This window comes from Sandarakinorhabdus sp. DWP1-3-1 (genome assembly GCF_049896705.1).
GTDB lineage: Bacteria > Pseudomonadota > Alphaproteobacteria > Sphingomonadales > Sphingomonadaceae > Sandarakinorhabdus.
This window is the reverse complement of record NZ_JAFCUV010000001.1, coordinates 459,438-473,908: the sequence shown is the minus strand read 5'-3', so window position 1 is coordinate 473,908 and position 14,471 is coordinate 459,438. Positions and strand designations below refer to the sequence as shown.

The 14,471-nt window shown below is 66.8% G+C and carries 13 protein-coding genes; 4 read left to right on the top strand and 9 right to left on the bottom strand.

The features are described 5' to 3' along the window. Window positions 1-183 precede the first annotated feature (183 nt). Entirely contained in the window at window positions 184-1,011 is an 828-nt protein-coding gene (locus tag ACP7AI_RS02240; protein WP_426163604.1) for a 2OG-Fe(II) oxygenase, read from the bottom strand. 205 nt (window positions 1,012-1,216) lie between these two features. Here ACP7AI_RS02240 and ACP7AI_RS02235 point away from each other — a divergent pair, with 205 nt between their 5' ends. Next, complete coding sequence (locus ACP7AI_RS02235; protein WP_426163602.1) at window positions 1,217-4,579, top strand: S41 family peptidase; 3,363 nt, start codon at window positions 1,217-1,219, stop codon at window positions 4,577-4,579. Between the two features lie 78 nt (window positions 4,580-4,657). Next, complete coding sequence (locus ACP7AI_RS02230) at window positions 4,658-5,485, top strand: enoyl-CoA hydratase-related protein (protein WP_426163600.1); 828 nt, start codon at window positions 4,658-4,660, stop codon at window positions 5,483-5,485. Window position 5,486: 1 nt separating this feature from the next. Here ACP7AI_RS02230 and ACP7AI_RS02225 read toward each other — a convergent pair whose 3' ends face one another. After that, window positions 5,487-6,578 carry an acyl-CoA dehydrogenase family protein gene (locus ACP7AI_RS02225; protein WP_426163597.1) on the bottom strand — a complete coding sequence of 364 codons (1,092 nt, stop codon included), beginning with the start codon at window positions 6,576-6,578 and terminating at the stop codon, window positions 5,487-5,489. 219 nt (window positions 6,579-6,797) lie between these two features. On the opposite strand from ACP7AI_RS02225, the gene ACP7AI_RS02220 reads away from it, so the two are divergent. Beyond that, window positions 6,798-7,538: a TetR/AcrR family transcriptional regulator gene (locus ACP7AI_RS02220; RefSeq protein ID WP_426163595.1), complete on the top strand. Its 741-nt coding sequence runs from the start codon at window positions 6,798-6,800 to the stop codon at window positions 7,536-7,538. A 3-nt stretch (window positions 7,539-7,541) separates the two neighbouring features. Here ACP7AI_RS02220 and ACP7AI_RS02215 read toward each other — a convergent pair whose 3' ends face one another. From ACP7AI_RS02215 to ACP7AI_RS02185, 7 genes are all read right to left on the bottom strand, one after another. Then, window positions 7,542-7,769, bottom strand: a complete 228-nt coding sequence (locus ACP7AI_RS02215) for a lipoyl domain-containing protein (RefSeq protein ID WP_426163593.1) — start codon at window positions 7,767-7,769, stop codon at window positions 7,542-7,544. 13 nt (window positions 7,770-7,782) lie between these two features. Next, complete coding sequence (locus tag ACP7AI_RS02210) at window positions 7,783-8,802, bottom strand: alpha-ketoacid dehydrogenase subunit beta (protein ID WP_426163591.1); 1,020 nt, start codon at window positions 8,800-8,802, stop codon at window positions 7,783-7,785. Next, the gene (locus ACP7AI_RS02205; protein ID WP_426163589.1) at window positions 8,799-9,785 is read right to left on the bottom strand and encodes a thiamine pyrophosphate-dependent dehydrogenase E1 component subunit alpha; all 987 of its coding nucleotides are present in this window, start codon (window positions 9,783-9,785) and stop codon (window positions 8,799-8,801) included. Before ACP7AI_RS02205 ends, ACP7AI_RS02210 begins: the two co-directional genes overlap by 4 nt. Window positions 9,786-9,811: 26 nt before the next feature. Then, window positions 9,812-10,954 carry a thiolase family protein gene (locus ACP7AI_RS02200; RefSeq protein WP_426163587.1) on the bottom strand — a complete coding sequence of 381 codons (1,143 nt, stop codon included), beginning with the start codon at window positions 10,952-10,954 and terminating at the stop codon, window positions 9,812-9,814. Next, window positions 10,951-11,370, bottom strand: coding sequence for a Zn-ribbon domain-containing OB-fold protein (locus tag ACP7AI_RS02195; protein WP_426163585.1), 420 nt, complete (start codon window positions 11,368-11,370; stop codon window positions 10,951-10,953). Before ACP7AI_RS02195 ends, ACP7AI_RS02200 begins: the two co-directional genes overlap by 4 nt. Window positions 11,371-11,435: 65 nt before the next feature. Further along, a complete protein-coding gene (locus ACP7AI_RS02190) occupies window positions 11,436-12,644 on the bottom strand; it encodes an acyl-CoA dehydrogenase family protein (RefSeq protein WP_426163583.1) in 1,209 nt (402 codons plus the stop codon). Window positions 12,645-12,655: 11 nt separating this feature from the next. Next, window positions 12,656-13,396: a 2-oxo acid dehydrogenase subunit E2 gene (locus tag ACP7AI_RS02185; protein ID WP_426163581.1), complete on the bottom strand. Its 741-nt coding sequence runs from the start codon at window positions 13,394-13,396 to the stop codon at window positions 12,656-12,658. A gap of 55 nt (window positions 13,397-13,451) precedes the next feature. On the opposite strand from ACP7AI_RS02185, the gene ACP7AI_RS02180 reads away from it, so the two are divergent. Continuing rightward, window positions 13,452-14,456, top strand: coding sequence for an NADP-dependent oxidoreductase (locus ACP7AI_RS02180; protein ID WP_426163578.1), 1,005 nt, complete (start codon window positions 13,452-13,454; stop codon window positions 14,454-14,456). Window positions 14,457-14,471: the final 15 nt, after the last annotated feature.

Genomic DNA, 14,471 nt, shown 5'->3' with positions numbered 1-14,471 from the left:
ACCTGTCACCCCGGCGAAGGCCGGGGCCCATGAACCACAATCTCCGTCACACGGGTGCCCACTCCCCCGCTATCCCGGCGGGTAAAGCGCACATCAGTACCCGAAATGGTGATCCATGGGCCCCGGCCTTCGCCGGGGTGACAGCTCGATTGCCAGGCCCGCCCTCTTAGCGAATCCCAAGCCCTACCAGAGGCTCGATTTCCGCCCCGAAATATTGATGTAGAGGAAATCCCGCGCCACGCCCTTGGACGTGACCGCGCTGACCCCGTGATAGCTGTTGTTCATGCACGGGAAGAACACGCCCAGATTGGCCTTTGGCGACAGCGTCGCGACACGATCGACATCGGCCGGCCGCGGGTGGCGCTCGTAATCCTCCACGGGCTTGACCTGCTTGTGCTTGAAGATCGACAGGTCGCCGCCCTCCAGCCCGACCGCCTCGGCATCGGTGAAATAGACGATCAGCGAGCACAGCCGGTTGGGCCGGTCGCAATGCGGCACCTTGGCATAGCCGCCCATGCTCTTGTGGATGTCGAGCCGGGTGAACAGCGGCGTCGGCTTGGGGCTGCGCAGCGGCGCCAGCAGCTTGTTGGCGACGCCGTCGACACGATCCTTGAAGGTCGCCGTCTCGCTCATCACCGCGCGCGGCTCGGCATAGGCGGGATCGACGTGCGAATTGGCGATGTCGACCTTCAGGCCGATGCTGTCCAGATGATCGGCAAAGATATCGCGGAACGTGTCGGCGAATTTCTCCGAATTGAGGAATTCGGCGAATTCCCGCCAGGCGTCGGAGCGGGCGACCAGCGCGTCGAACGAACTGTCGCCGCGATAGATGTCGAAGCCCGATCCGGTGCGGCTCCCCGACGTGCCGCTTTCGCCCTTCTGGCCGGCGAACACGGTCTCGTCGGGAAAATCGGCGCGCAGCCGGGCGAACAGGGCATCGGGCAGGATCCCCTGCTTGATCACATGCGGAAAGGGATCGGAAACCACGTCCGCGCGCGAAACCTGCAGCATAGTCACTCCTCGACGACTTTCCGGCCCTGAAACGCAAGGACGGCCGTCACCGGCACGGCCTTACAGTGCGTCGATGACAGTTGCAAAGTCCCGTGACCACCGGGACGATTACGTAACCGCTTCAAGTCCATCACCATCGCCGCAGCCGCGGTTGCAACGCACCCGGCAATGGCCCAAACCATTGCGCTGGGGACGGGGGCAAGACATGACCATCAAGGCGATATTGGCGGCGGCGCTCGGCGGCGTCGCGACGGCGGCACTGGCGCAACCGGCGCCGCGCATCCTGCAGCAGCCGGCAATCAGCGGCGACCGCGTCGCCTTCGTCAATGCCGGCGACCTGTGGACCGCGCCAAAATCCGGCGGCGCCGCGACCCGGCTGACCACCGGCGTCGGCGTCGAAAGCGCCCCGATCTTCTCCCCCGACGGCCGCACCATCGCCTTCACCGGCGATTACGACGGCAATGTCGATGTCTACACCGTGCCGGCCAGCGGCGGCGTGCCGAAGCGGATGACCTGGCACCCCGCCGCGGACAGCGCCGTCGCCTGGTCGCCCGATGGCCAGCGAATCCTGTTCCGGTCGAACCGCAGCAGCGCCAGCCGCTACACCCAGATCTTCGAACTTCCCGCCGCCGGCGGCCAGGCGAAAGTGCTGCCGCTGCCGATGGCATTCTCCGGCACATTGTCCCCGGATGGCGGCACCATCGCCTACAACCCGCTGGCGCCGGCGTTTTCGGCCGATTTCACCCGCTATGTCGCCTGGGGCAATTACCGCGGCGGCCAGGCCGGCACCATCGCACTGGTGACGCTCGACGGGCTGGCGACAACCCAGGTGCCGCACACCGAGGCTGCCGACTTTTCGCCCGTGTGGCTCGGCGGCAAGCTCTATTTCCTGTCGGGCCGCAACGGCCCGATCGGCGTCTTCTCCTATGACCCCGCGACCAAGGCGGTGGCGGAAGTCTGGCAGAACCCCGGCCCCGCCAACGTCCGCTCGCTCGCCACCGACGGCCGCGAACTCGTCTTCGATCGCCTCGGCGAGCTCTACACCCTCACCCCCGGCGCCGCGCCGCAGCGGCTGGCGATCAGCGTCGAAGGCGACATGCCCGATGTCCGCGCCCGCATCCTCAACGTTGCCGACGAGGTGCAGGCGGTCCACATCTCCCCCACCGGCCTGCGCGCCGTCGTGGAGGCGCATGGCGAGATCTTGTCGGTGCCGGCCAAGGACGGCGTCATCCGCAACATCTCCAACTCGCCCGGCGTCATGGAACGCTCCCCCGTCTGGAGCCCCGATGGCCAGTCGATCGCCTATTTCTCCGACGAAAGCGGGCTTTATGCCCTCCACGTCGCCGCGCAGACCGGCGCCAGCGACGCCGGCGATCGCGGCAAAGGGGCCCTGCGCACCTACAAGCTCGATGCCGAGCCGACCTATTATTTCGATCCGCTCTGGTCGCCCGATTCGAAAAAGATCGCCTTTCGCGACAACAAGCTCAACACGCTGCTGCTCGACCTCGTCACCGGCAAGCTGACCCGCGTCGCCGACCCCGACAGCTTCGGCGGTTTTTCCGCGTCGCCGGAGGGCATGGCCTGGTCGCCGGATTCGGCGTGGCTCGCCTTTCCGCGCACCGCCGCCAACCATTTCCAGGTGCTGATGCTGCACTCGGTCGCCACCGGCAAGACCATGCAGCTGACCGACACCGCCGCCAATGTCAGCTTCCCGACATTCGATCGCAGCGGCAAGTATCTGTATTTCCTCGCCAGCAACGATGCCGGCGCCACCCGCCAGGGCCTCGACATGTCGAGCGACCTCTATCGCCCCACCGCGTCGGTCTATGCGCTGGCGCTCGCCCGCGGCACCGGATCACCGGTGGCGCCCGAGACCAACGACGAAAAGGTCGAGGCCGCCAAGCCCGCGGAAAAATCCGACAAGGTTGCCAAGCCGGCCGTCCCCCCCGTCATCGTCGACCTCGCCGGCCTCACCCCCGCCGCCATCGCCCGCCGCATCTCCGCGCTGCCGTTGCCGCCGGGCGAATATCGCGACCTCCAGGCCGGCAAGCCCGGCACGCTGTTCCTGCTGGCCGCCAGCGAAGGCGCCGACAGCGACGAGGATGCCCCCGCCGCGGCGACGCTGAAGCGCTGGACGATCGAGGGCAAGAAGACGACGACGCTCGCCGAAAACGTCGAGCGTTTCGAAGTCAGCGCCAATGGCGAAAAGCTGCTTGTTGGTTATGCGCCTGCCGGCCCGCCGCCGGCGCCGGGCGCCCGCCCGCAGCCGAGCTATGTCATTGCCGGCGCCGACGCCCCGCTCAAGCCCGGCGATGCCGAGACCCGGCTGAAGTTGGACGCGCTCGCCGTCCGCGCCGATCCGCCGGCCGAATGGACCCAGATGTTCCGGGAAATCTGGCGCATCCAACGGTCCTATTTCTACGATCCCAATTTCCACGGCTATGACATGGCGGCCGCCGAAAAACGGCTGCAGCCCTATCTCGCCGGGGTGCAGTCGCGGTCCGACCTCAACTATGTCTTCCAGGAAATGCTGACCGGCCTGTCGGTCGGCCATCTGCGCGGCTCCGGCGGCGCCATCCCGGCGGCCAGGCGCGTGCCGGGCGGGCTGCTCGGCGCCGACTATGCCGTCCGCAACAACCGCTATTGCATCACCAAGATCTACGACGGCGGCAGCTGGTCGCCCGATGCCAATGCGCCACTGGCCCAGCCCGGCCTTAATATCGCGCCCGGCGACTGCATCGTCACCATCAATGGCAACGACCTGACCGCCGCCACCGACATCCAGCAGCCGCTGGAGGGCATGGCCCGCCAGGCGGTCATCCTCGGCATTGCGCCGGCCGGCGGAGGCCTGCCGCGGCAGGTGACGGTGGTACCCGTCGCCAGCGAGGCGCAGCTGCGCAACCTCGACTGGATCGACGGCAACCGGCGCCGCGTCGACGAACTGTCGGGCGGCAAGCTCGCCTATGTCTATCTGCCCGATACCGGCTATGGCGGCTTCACCAGCTTCAACCGCTATTTCTTCGCCCAGACCGACAAATCCGGGGTCATCGTCGACGATCGCTTCAACGGCGGCGGCCAGGCCGCAGACTATATCGTCGACGTCCTCGCGCGAAAGACGACCAACTATTTCCAGCCGCGCTATGGCGCCACCGAACGCACCCCCTATGCCGCCATCCCCGGCCCCAAGGTCATGGTCATCAACGAATCGGCCGGCTCCGGCGGCGACATGCTGCCCTGGCTGTTCCGTGACCGCGGCCTCGGCCCCCTTGTCGGCAAGCGCACCTGGGGCGGCCTCGTCGGCATCGGCCCGATCCCGCCGCTGATCGATGGCGGCAGCGTCACCAGCCCGTCGGTCGCCTTCTTCAGCCCCAAGAGCGAATGGGATGTCGAAAACCACGGCGTCGAACCCGACCACCGCATCGACCAGGAACCGGCGCTGGTCGCCAGGGGCCAGGATCCGCAGCTCGACACCGCCGTCGCGCTGGCGATGGAGGCGCTGAAAAAGGCGCCTCCCGTGGAGTCGCGGCGGCCCGCCTATCCGGTCTATCCGCTGCCGCCGGGAAAATAGGGGGCGACCTAGGCGAAAGGGCAGGACGCCGCCTGCCCGACCGCGCTGTACCCTGCCTTCGCAAGACGGAGGCAAGCCATGACCGACGACCCGGTGCTGCTGCACGACGACCCGGCGCCCGGCGTGCGGCGGCTGACGCTCAACCGCCCCGCCAAGCGCAACGCCCTGTCCAACCAGCTGCGCGGCGCGCTGTTCGCGGCGCTGGAAGCGGCCGACACCGACCCCGAGGTACGCGTCATCGTCATCCGCGGCGCCGGCACCTGTTTTTCATCGGGCTATGACCTCGCCGGCGTCGGGCCGCTGCCCTTCCACACCGCCGGCAACCAGGCGCAATGGGCGCGGCATGTCGTCGAAGGTTGCTTCCGCATGTGGGACCTCGCCAAGCCGATCATCGCCCAGGTCCATGGCTGGTGCCTCGCCGGCGGCTCCGAACTCGCCTTCGCCTGCGACCTTGTCTATGTCGCCGAGGACGCCCAAGTCGGCTATCCGGCGGTCCGGACGATGAGCCCGCCCGACAACCAGTTCTACCCCTGGCTGATGGGCATGCGCGCCGGCATGGAGCTGATGCTGACCGGCAATTCGATATCCGGCATCGAGGCCGTCCGCCTGCAATTCGCCAACCGCGCCTTCCCGCTCGACCGGCTGGAGGAGGAGGTGCTCGCGATGGCAAGCCGCATCGCCAGGGTCGACCCCGAACTGGCGCAGCTCAACAAGCGGCTCGTGCATCGCCAGATGGAGGCCATGGGCCTGCGCGCCGGTCTGCGCGCCGGCACCGAACTGCACGGCCTCGGCTGGCACACCGGCGCATCGCGGGCGTATATGGGCAAGATGCGCGAGGGCGTGAAGCAGGCGCTCGATGTGCGCGACGCCGAATTCGGGGACTATGGGACCGGCCCGAAGGGCTGAGCTATTCGCTCACCGCCGCCATCAGTTTCAGGTGATGCGCCGCCGAACCGAACTGGCTCTCCATCACCGTTGCCCGCCGGAAATAATGCGAAATGGCGATTTCGTCGGTGGTGCCGATACCGCCGTGGATCTGTACCGCGCCCTGTCCGACAATGCGCAACGCGTCCGATACATAGGCCTTGGCCGCCGACACCGCCTTGCGCCGCTCGTCGCGCGGCGCGTCGAGGCTGAGCGTCGCCATCAGCGTCAGCGACCGCGACAGCTCGATCTGGGTCCGCATGTCGACCATGCGGTGCTGCAGCGCCTGGAACTGCCCGATTGCCTTGCCGAACTGCTGCCGCTGCCGGGCATAATCGACCGTCAACGCCAGCGCCGTCTCCATGACGCCCAATGCCTCCGCACACAGCCCGGCAATGGCCTCGTCGACGGAGCGTTCGATTACCGGCAGCGCGTCGCCGCCGACATCGACGGCCGTCGCCGGCGTGCCGTCAAAGGTAAGGTCGGCGGCGCTGCGGCCGTCGATGAAGGCATAATCCTGCCGTGCCAGCCCGGCCGCCTCGACGGCGACCAGCGCCAGCACCGCGGTGCCGTCGGGGGTTCGCGCGCTGACGAGGAAATGCGTCGCATCGGCCGCCCCGGCGACCGCGATCTTGGCGCCCGACAACCGGCCGCCCGCGATACGTGTCTCGATATGGGCAAGATTGAAACGTCCACCGTCCTCGTGCAGCGCCGGCGCGATCCTGAGGCGCCCGTCGACAATCCCCGCCACCGTGTCGCGCACGGCGGCACCGGCCGGCCGCAGCAACGCCGTCGCCAGGGTGACGCATTCTAGATACGGCACTACCAGCAGCGCCTCGCCGAACTTTTCCATGATCAGCATGGTTTCGACGGGGCCGCCGCCAAAGCCCTCCAGTTCGGCCGGCACTGCCGAGCCGAACAGGCCGAGCTCGCCGGCCAAGTCCTGCCACACCGCGGCCCGGCGCCGGCCGTCGACGAGCAGCACCCGGCGCGCCTCGAGATCATGGTGACGCGCCAAATAGGTCGCGAGCGCGTCCTGCAGCAGCTGCTGTTCCGGGGATAGGGAAAAGTCCAAGGCGAGGTCCTGAATTTGCGCAGCGTGCTAGTTTCTACCCGAGAGCCGACACCCATACAATCTGCGGCATTTTCCCGCCGCCAGCCGTACGCCGGATTGCAGCTCATGAAAAGCAGTGACTTAGCGATTCAGATGGCCGAACAGGCGAAAACTGCACGGCTTGGCGCTGCCAATCACAAATGCTAGGCTCTAACGAATGTTTCAGGAACATCGCACGCAATGACAAATGCCCGGCACGCCGCCCTTGCAGGACACCCCGACAAACCGCTGCTCTATTCAAGTCCGTCGATCCTCGATCGCCGGCGCCGCATCCTCAAGGAAGCGCGCAAGATCATCGCCGAGGTCGGTTTCGAAAACTTCAGCGTGCGTGAATTGTGCGTCCGCGCCGGCATTGCCCACCGCACCCTGTACAACGCTTTCCACAGCAAGGATCGCGTCATCGCCATCGCCATCCGCCAGGCTTTCGACGATTTCAACGGCCATGTCCGGCATCGCACCGACCAGGATACTGTCGCCGGCGTGCTCGACCGCACCATCGCGATCAACCGCCGCAACTTTGGCGTCCGCAACTATACCAAGGCGGTGTGCGCCATCTATTTCGGCCCCAACACGCCGCGCGACGTCTGGCAGACGCTGCAGCACATGTCGCTGGTGCGTATCCGGGAATGGCTCGACGTGCTGCGCAGCAAGGACCAGTTGCAGGACTGGGTCAGCATCGATCACCTCGCCGACACCATGGCCAACGTCCAGTATTCGACGATCAACGACTGGTGTCTGGGGCGGCTCGGCGACGAGGAATATCTGCAGCGCCTGACCGAGAACATGCTGCTGCTGATCATCGGCGCGGTAAAGGGCGAGGCCCGCACCGAGGCGGAAACATTCCTGTTCGAAATGCAGCGCACCGGCGCGGTCCCGGCCTTCCCGCCGGCGACCTGGGCAGCAACGAAGGCAGCGGCGTAACGCCTATTCGATCCGCGCGATCAGCTCCCCGACCGGATAGACCTCCCCCGCCGCCGCGATGATCGACAGGCGCCCCGATGCGGGCGCCTGGATCTCGGTGGTGCTCTTGTCGGTTTCGATCAGGTACAGGTCGACGCCCTCGGTCACTTCCGCGCCATCGGCGAACAGCCACTCGGTCAGCGTCGCTTCGGTCATGCTCATGCCGAGCTTGGGGATCTGGATATCGGTCATCGCATGGTCCTCCTCAGGCGCGGCGCTTGAAATCGATGGTGGCGCGGATCGCCGCCGAAAGCTGCGCCTGGCTGTAGATCCAGGCCTTTTCCAGCGGCGGCGAGAACGGCACCGGCGAATAGGTCGAACCGATGCGGCCGACGGGCGCCTTCAGCGTGTCGAACAGCTCCTCATGGATCCGCGACGCGATCTCCGCCCCGGTCCCATAGGCGCGTACAGCCTCGTGCACCACCACGGCGCGCCCGGTCTTCGCCACCGACGCCAGCACGGTCGCCTCGTCGAACGGCGCGATGGTGCGCAAATCGACGACCTCGACCGAAACGCCCTCCCCCGCCAGCGCCTCGGCCACCGCCAGCGCGTCGTTGATGGCGCGGCCATAGCCGATGACGGTCACATCGGTGCCGGCGCGCGCGATCGCGGCCTTGCCCAATGGCACGCGGTATCCCGGCGGCGGCGCCTCGCCCTGCTGGCCATAGGCGAGGATGTTCTCGATCAGGATCACCGGATCGTCGTCCTCGATCGCCGACAGCAACAGCCCCTTGGCATCGGCGGGGTTCGACGCCATCACCACCTTCAGGCCCGGCACATGGGCGAACCAGGCCTCCAGCATGTCCGAATGCTGGCCGCCGAAGCCGACGCCGGCGCCGGTCGTGGTACGGATGACCAGCGGCACATTGGTCTGCCCGCCCGACATGAAGCGCAGTTTCGCCGCATGATTGACGATCTGGTCCATGGCGACCGTCACGAAATTCATCAGCATGATCTCGGCGACCGGCCGCAGCCCGGCGATGGCGGCACCCACCGCGGCACCGATGATCGCCTGTTCCGAAATCGGCGTGGCCCTTATGCGGTGGCGCCCATATTTGGTCGACAGGCCCTTGGTGATCTTGAAGACACCGCCGCCCTGTTCGTCGCCGATGTCCTCGCCCAGCGCGATGACATTCTCGTCGGCGGCCATGGCTTCGTCGAGCGCCATGTGCAGGCCCTGGACGAAGTTGATCTTTGCAGGGGTAGTCTGGGCAGGCGCGTTCATGCCGCAATCTCCTGCGCGACGACATCCAGCCGCAATTCCGAAACCTCGGGGAACGGGCTCTCCATCGCAAAGGTCACCGCTTCGTCGATCTCGGCCTCCACCTCGGCCTCGATCGCCGCCAGTTCGGCCTCGGCGATCTGCATCTCCAGCAACTGCCGCCGGAATGCCGGCACCGGGTCGTCAGCGATGCCGGCCGCGGTCATCTCCTTGGGCACATAGCTGAAATCGGCACCGAACAGATGCCCGAGCATACGGAAGGTCATTGCCTCGATCAGCGTCGGGCCGTCGCCGGCGCGGGCGCGATCGACCGCTTCCTTCGCGGTCCGGTACATCGCCACCGCGTCGTTTCCGTCGGTCTTCACGCCCTTCATGCCATAGCCCGCGGCGCGATCGACGATCGACGGCACCGACGTATGGTCGGCAAAGGCAGTATGTTCGCCGAACTTGTTGTTCTGGCACAGGAAGATGACAGGCAACTTCCACAGCTGCGCCATGTTCATCGCCTCGTGGAAGGCGCCGATGTTCGACGCGCCATCGCCGAACGACACCACCGTCACCCGGCCGTCGCCCTTGTTCTGCGATGCGATGGCAAGGCCGTTGGCGATGGGCAACCCCGACCCGACGACGCCGGTCGTCACCATGACGCCCGTCTCTGGGTGGGTGATGTGCATCGGGCCGCCCTTGCCCTTGCAAGTGCCGGTGGCGCGGCCGGTGAATTCCGCCCACAGCAGTTTCGACGGGATGCCCTTGGCAAGCTGGTCGCCGACGCCGCGATAGGTGGTGATCAGGTAATCGTCGGGCCGCAGCGCCGCCATCATCGCCGCCGACAGCACCTCCTGCCCGCGCACCGGATAATAGACGATCGCCAGCTTGCCCTGCGTCAGCAGCGCCCGAAAGCGCTCGTCGGACCGGTTGATCAGCGTCGTGCGCCGGAAAATGTCGAGCAACGTGGCGCGATCGGGGATCGCGTTCTGGTCAGCCATGGGGGCAATACTCCGGCGGAATGTGATCAGCGTTCAAGGACGACGCAGCCCGAAATGCCGGGGGCGCCATAGACCTGGCTATAGGCGATGCGGGCGTCCTCGACCTGGCGGCCATTGGCACGGCCGCGCAATTGTTCCAGGTTTTCATAGATCTGGCGCAGGCCGGAGGCACCGATCGGCTCGCCACAGGCCAGGCAGCCGCCATCGGTGTTGACCGGCAACCGGCCCCCGATGCGCGTGTCGCCATTGGCGATCATCGCCTCCTGCTCGCCATCGGCACAGAAGCCGTTCTCGGCCATGTGCATGATCTCGGCGCCGCATTCGGTGTCCTGCAACTGCGCGACATCGACATCGTCGGGGCCAAGCCCCGCCATCTCCCACGCCGCCGCCGATGCCAGCTGCGTCGCCGATTTGCCGCGCTCGATCTCCAGCGCCGGGGCGAACACCTCGAACGACCCGGCCGGCCGGGTGCGGATCGCCGCGGCGCGCACCTTGGGGCCCGACAGGCCCAGCTCGCGCATCTTGCGATCCGACGCCAGGATCAGCGCGACGCCACCCTCGGCCGGCGAACAGAACATGTATTTCGTCAGCGGGTCGGACACCATCTGCGACTGCATGATGGTATCGAGGCTGACCGGCGTCTTGCGCCAGCTGTGCGGCGTATGCTCGGCATTCCGGAACGCCTTTTCGGCGACCAAGCCCAGCGTCGTCTGGCTGATGCCGTTCAGCGCCATGTAGCGATTGATCTTGTTGCCGAAAAACTGCGTCGTCAGCATCATGCCGGTCTGCCCGTACCAGCGCGGCAGGCCCGACGCCTCGGGGTCGGCATTGAAGGCGCCGCGCGGATGCTTGTCGAAACCGACGACGATGCCGATGTCGAATTCACCCGACTTGATCGCCGCATAGCCCGACAGGATCGACGAGCCGCCGGTGGCGCAGCCGTTGTTGACGTTGATGAATTGCATCCCCGTCAGCCCTAGCCGGGGCAGCACCGCATCGGCGGCACCGGCGGCGGACGAACCGCCATAGCCGAATTCCATCTGCGACCAGTCGAGCCCGGCGTCCGCGAGCGCCTGGCGGATGGCGAACACGCCCTGGTCGAGGCCGGTGCTGCCATCGGTGCGGCCGAACGGGTGGATGCCCCCGCCGACGATGTGGACGGATGTCATGCGACTGATCCTTTCGGGGTAAAGGCGTAGGTCAGCACCGGCTCCCCCGCGGCATTTTCGGTATAGGCCTCGGTGGTGATCCGCATCGGCAGGCCGATCTTCAGCGACTCGAAGCGGTCGACGACGATGCGGCTTTCGACGATCAGTTCGCCCGGCAGCTCGATATAGCCGACCGCATAGGGCAGGAAATCATGCTCGCCGCCGCGGCCGTCATAGGGTGATTTCGGGCGGAAGCGCTGCACGGTCCACGACCAGAGCGTCCCCTCCGGCGCCAGTTCGACCAGCGCGTAATTCTCGGCCTCCGGCCCGGACGGAAACGGAAACAGCAGCTTGCCGTCGCCATGCCGCCGCCCGGCGAGCAGCCGCGTGGCCTCGCCTTCACCGGTGAAAAGATTGTCTGCGACCTGGACTGTCATGGGCTTCCTTCACCGCGGACTTTATACCGGCATGCAGTTTTGGCCATGCCCAAAAATCACAGGCATCACAGGCCCAGGGCAACCTTGGCGATCACGTTGCGCTGCACCTCGCTCGACCCGCCGAAGATCGTCGCCGCCCGGGCGTTGAGGTAGCGTGCCATCGGCGTCAGCGCATGATCGGGGCCGACCACCGCCGCATTCGCCGCCAGCCCAAGCGCCTGCCGCTGGTTGGCGCCGGCGCGGGTGCCGAGCGCCTCGACGGTCAGTTCGGTCAGCTTCTGCGTCGCCTCGCTGACGATCAGCTTCAGCATGGATGCGGTGGCGTCGCCGCTGCGCTCCCCGATGGCGCGGCCGGCGATGTTGCGCCGCTCGGTCCAGTCGATCGCCAGCACCTCGGCCTCCAGCCGCATGATCCGCGCCCGGAATGTCGGGTCGTCCCACAGCGGCTGGCCATCGTCACCGCGCTCGATCCGCGCGATGTTGCACAATTTCTGCAGTTGCGCCGTCAACCGCCCGGCCGCCGAGCCACCGCCGCGCTCGAACTCGAGCAAATACTTGGCCACCGTCCAGCCCTGGTTCTCCTCTCCGACGCGATTGGCGACGGGAATGCGGACATCGTCGAAGAAGCACTGGTTGACCTCATGCTCGCCCGACATCGACCGGATCGGCGTTACCGTCAGCCCCGGCACATCCATGGGAGTCAGCAAGAAGGTGATGCCCTGCTGCGGCTTGCCGCTGGTACCGGTGCGGACCAGAACGAACATCCAATTCGCCTCATGGGCATGGGTCGTCCAGATCTTGGTGCCGTTGATGACATAGTCGTCGCCATCCCGCACCGCCCGCGTCGCCAGCGAGGCAAGGTCCGACCCGGACCCCGGCTCCGAATAGCCCTGGCACCAGTAATGCTCGCCCGACAGAATGCGCGGCAGGAAATAGGCCTTTTGCTCGGGCGTGCCGTAACCAATCAGCACCGGGCCGCACAGCGCCAGGCCCATGGCGGGCAGCGACGGCGTGCCGGCCAGCCCCATCTCGCGGTCGAAGATGAAACGCTGCATCTGCGTCCAGCCCGGGCCGCCATGTTCCGGGGGCCAGGACGGCGCGATCCAGCCCTGTTCATACAGCGCCGTGTGCCATTGCCGGGCGAGCTCGCCTTCCGCGAACACGCCGGCCTGCTTTGCCGTCGCGGCGCGCAATTCGGGCGTGAACTTGTCGGCGAGGAACTGGCGCACCTCGTCGCGAAAAGCGATATCCTCGGCAGAATAGTCCATGTCCATCGCCGGTTCCTTCAATCCAGTGCCGCGGCATCGGCGATGGCCGCTGAAAACGCCTGCAGCCAGCGCGCCCCGGTGGCGCCATCGATGACGCGATGATCGCAGGTCAGCGTCACCGTCATCATCTTCGCCACCTGGGCCGCGCCATCAACGGCTACCACCCGATCCTCAACCGCGCCGACCGACAGGATCGCCGCCTGGGGCGGATTGAGGATCGATCCGAAGCTGCTGATCCCGAACATGCCGAGGTTCGACACGCAAAAGCTGCCGCCATTATATTCGTCGGGTTTCAACCGCTTGCGGCCTGCGCGATCGGCGAGGTCGCGCACGCCGGCGCCGATCGCCGCCAGGTCCAGCGTTTCGACGCTGCGCAGGATCGGCGTCACCAGCCCGGCCTCCAGCGCCACAGCAATGGCGATGTCGGCATGGTGGTGGCGCGCGATGCCATGGGCCGTGAAGCTGGCATTGACCGCCGGCACTGCGACCAGCGCCCGGGCGGCGGCGGCGATGACATAATCGTTGATCGACACCTTGGCGCCACCCCGGGCATTGTACGTGCTGCGGGCATCCATCAGCGGCTGCATCGCGACATGGATGGTCAGCGGGAAATGCGGGATATCGCGGGCGGCATCGGTCAGCCGTCGGGCGATCAGCTTGCCGATGCGATCCTGCGGGATCAGGTCGTACTGGCCGGGCACGAGACCGAGCAGCGCGAGCTCGTCGGCGATCTCGCCCGAAATTTCGGATGGTTGCATTAGCGCAGGATACACAACATTCTGCACACTGGATCAACTTCTTTATGGAGCCCTCATGCATTGGCGAATTGCCGCACGACCCCGTGGCCGCGAGCTGCGAATCGACGATTTCACGGCGCATGACGACGGCCCGCGCGAACCATTGCAGCCCGGCGAGGTTCGCCTCCGCACGCTGCTGCTGTCATGCGATCCGGCGCAGAAGGGCTGGATGGAAAACGCCGGCGGCTATGCGGCGCCGACGAACGTCGGCGACATCATGCCGGCGACCGGCATCGGCCAGGTCGTCGAATCGACCGTCGCCGAACTGGCGCCGGGGGACTTCGTCGCCGGGCCGCTGGGCTGGCGGCACGAGGCTGTCGTCGCCGCAGCGCTGCTCGACGAATTGCCCCCCGATCGCGACCACCTGCCCCGGCACCTGGGCGCGCTCGGCGGCAGCGGACTGACCGCCTATTTCGGCATGGCGACCGCGGCGCATCCGTTCCCGGGCGACACGCTGGTCGTCACCGGCGCCGGCGGCGCGGTCGGCTCGGTCGCCGGCCAGATCGGCCGCATCGGCGGCTGCCGCGTCATCGGCATCGCCGGCGGCCCGGCCAAGTGCCGCTGGCTGATCGACGAACTCGGCTTCGACGCTGCCATCGACTATAAATCGCAGGATCTGAAGGCGATGATCACCGAACACGCGCCCGGCGGCATCGATATCCTGTGGGACAATGTCGGCGGCGACCAGCTCGACATTCTGCTCGGCAGGCTGGCATTGGGCGCCCGGGTCGTGCTCTGCGGCGGCATCGCCCGCTATGAACAACCGGGCCGCCCGGCGGGGCCGTCGAACTATTTCAACCTCGTCTTCCGGCGCGCGACGATGACCGGCATCCTGCTGACCGACCACAAGGCCGATTTCCCGCGCGCCCGGCAGCGACTCGCCGGCTGGATCGACAGCGGCCGGCTCCACACCCGCGAGGACATCGCCGATGGCCTGGAAAACGCGCCACAGATCCTGATGCGGCTGTTCCGCGGCGACAATATCGGCAAGCTGCTGATAAGGGTTGCCGACCCTCTATAGCCTGCCGAACGGTCC

Bases quoted from the DNA above. Each gene is read 5' to 3' on its own strand.
- ACP7AI_RS02240 (WP_426163604.1), bottom strand. From the start codon at position 1,011: ATGCTGCAGGTTTCGCGCGCGGACGTGGTTTCCGATCCCTTTCCGCAT.
- ACP7AI_RS02235 (WP_426163602.1), top strand. From the start codon at position 1,217: ATGACCATCAAGGCGATATTGGCGGCGGCGCTCGGCGGCGTCGCGACG.
- ACP7AI_RS02230 (WP_426163600.1), top strand. From the start codon at position 4,658: ATGACCGACGACCCGGTGCTGCTGCACGACGACCCGGCGCCCGGCGTG.
- ACP7AI_RS02220 (WP_426163595.1), top strand. From the start codon at position 6,798: ATGACAAATGCCCGGCACGCCGCCCTTGCAGGACACCCCGACAAACCG.
- ACP7AI_RS02215 (WP_426163593.1), bottom strand. From the start codon at position 7,769: ATGACCGATATCCAGATCCCCAAGCTCGGCATGAGCATGACCGAAGCG.
- ACP7AI_RS02210 (WP_426163591.1), bottom strand. From the start codon at position 8,802: ATGAACGCGCCTGCCCAGACTACCCCTGCAAAGATCAACTTCGTCCAG.
- ACP7AI_RS02205 (WP_426163589.1), bottom strand. From the start codon at position 9,785: ATGGCTGACCAGAACGCGATCCCCGATCGCGCCACGTTGCTCGACATT.
- ACP7AI_RS02200 (WP_426163587.1), bottom strand. From the start codon at position 10,954: ATGACATCCGTCCACATCGTCGGCGGGGGCATCCACCCGTTCGGCCGC.
- ACP7AI_RS02195 (WP_426163585.1), bottom strand. From the start codon at position 11,370: ATGACAGTCCAGGTCGCAGACAATCTTTTCACCGGTGAAGGCGAGGCC.
- ACP7AI_RS02190 (WP_426163583.1), bottom strand. From the start codon at position 12,644: ATGGACATGGACTATTCTGCCGAGGATATCGCTTTTCGCGACGAGGTG.
- ACP7AI_RS02185 (WP_426163581.1), bottom strand. From the start codon at position 13,396: ATGCAACCATCCGAAATTTCGGGCGAGATCGCCGACGAGCTCGCGCTG.
- ACP7AI_RS02180 (WP_426163578.1), top strand. From the start codon at position 13,452: ATGCATTGGCGAATTGCCGCACGACCCCGTGGCCGCGAGCTGCGAATC.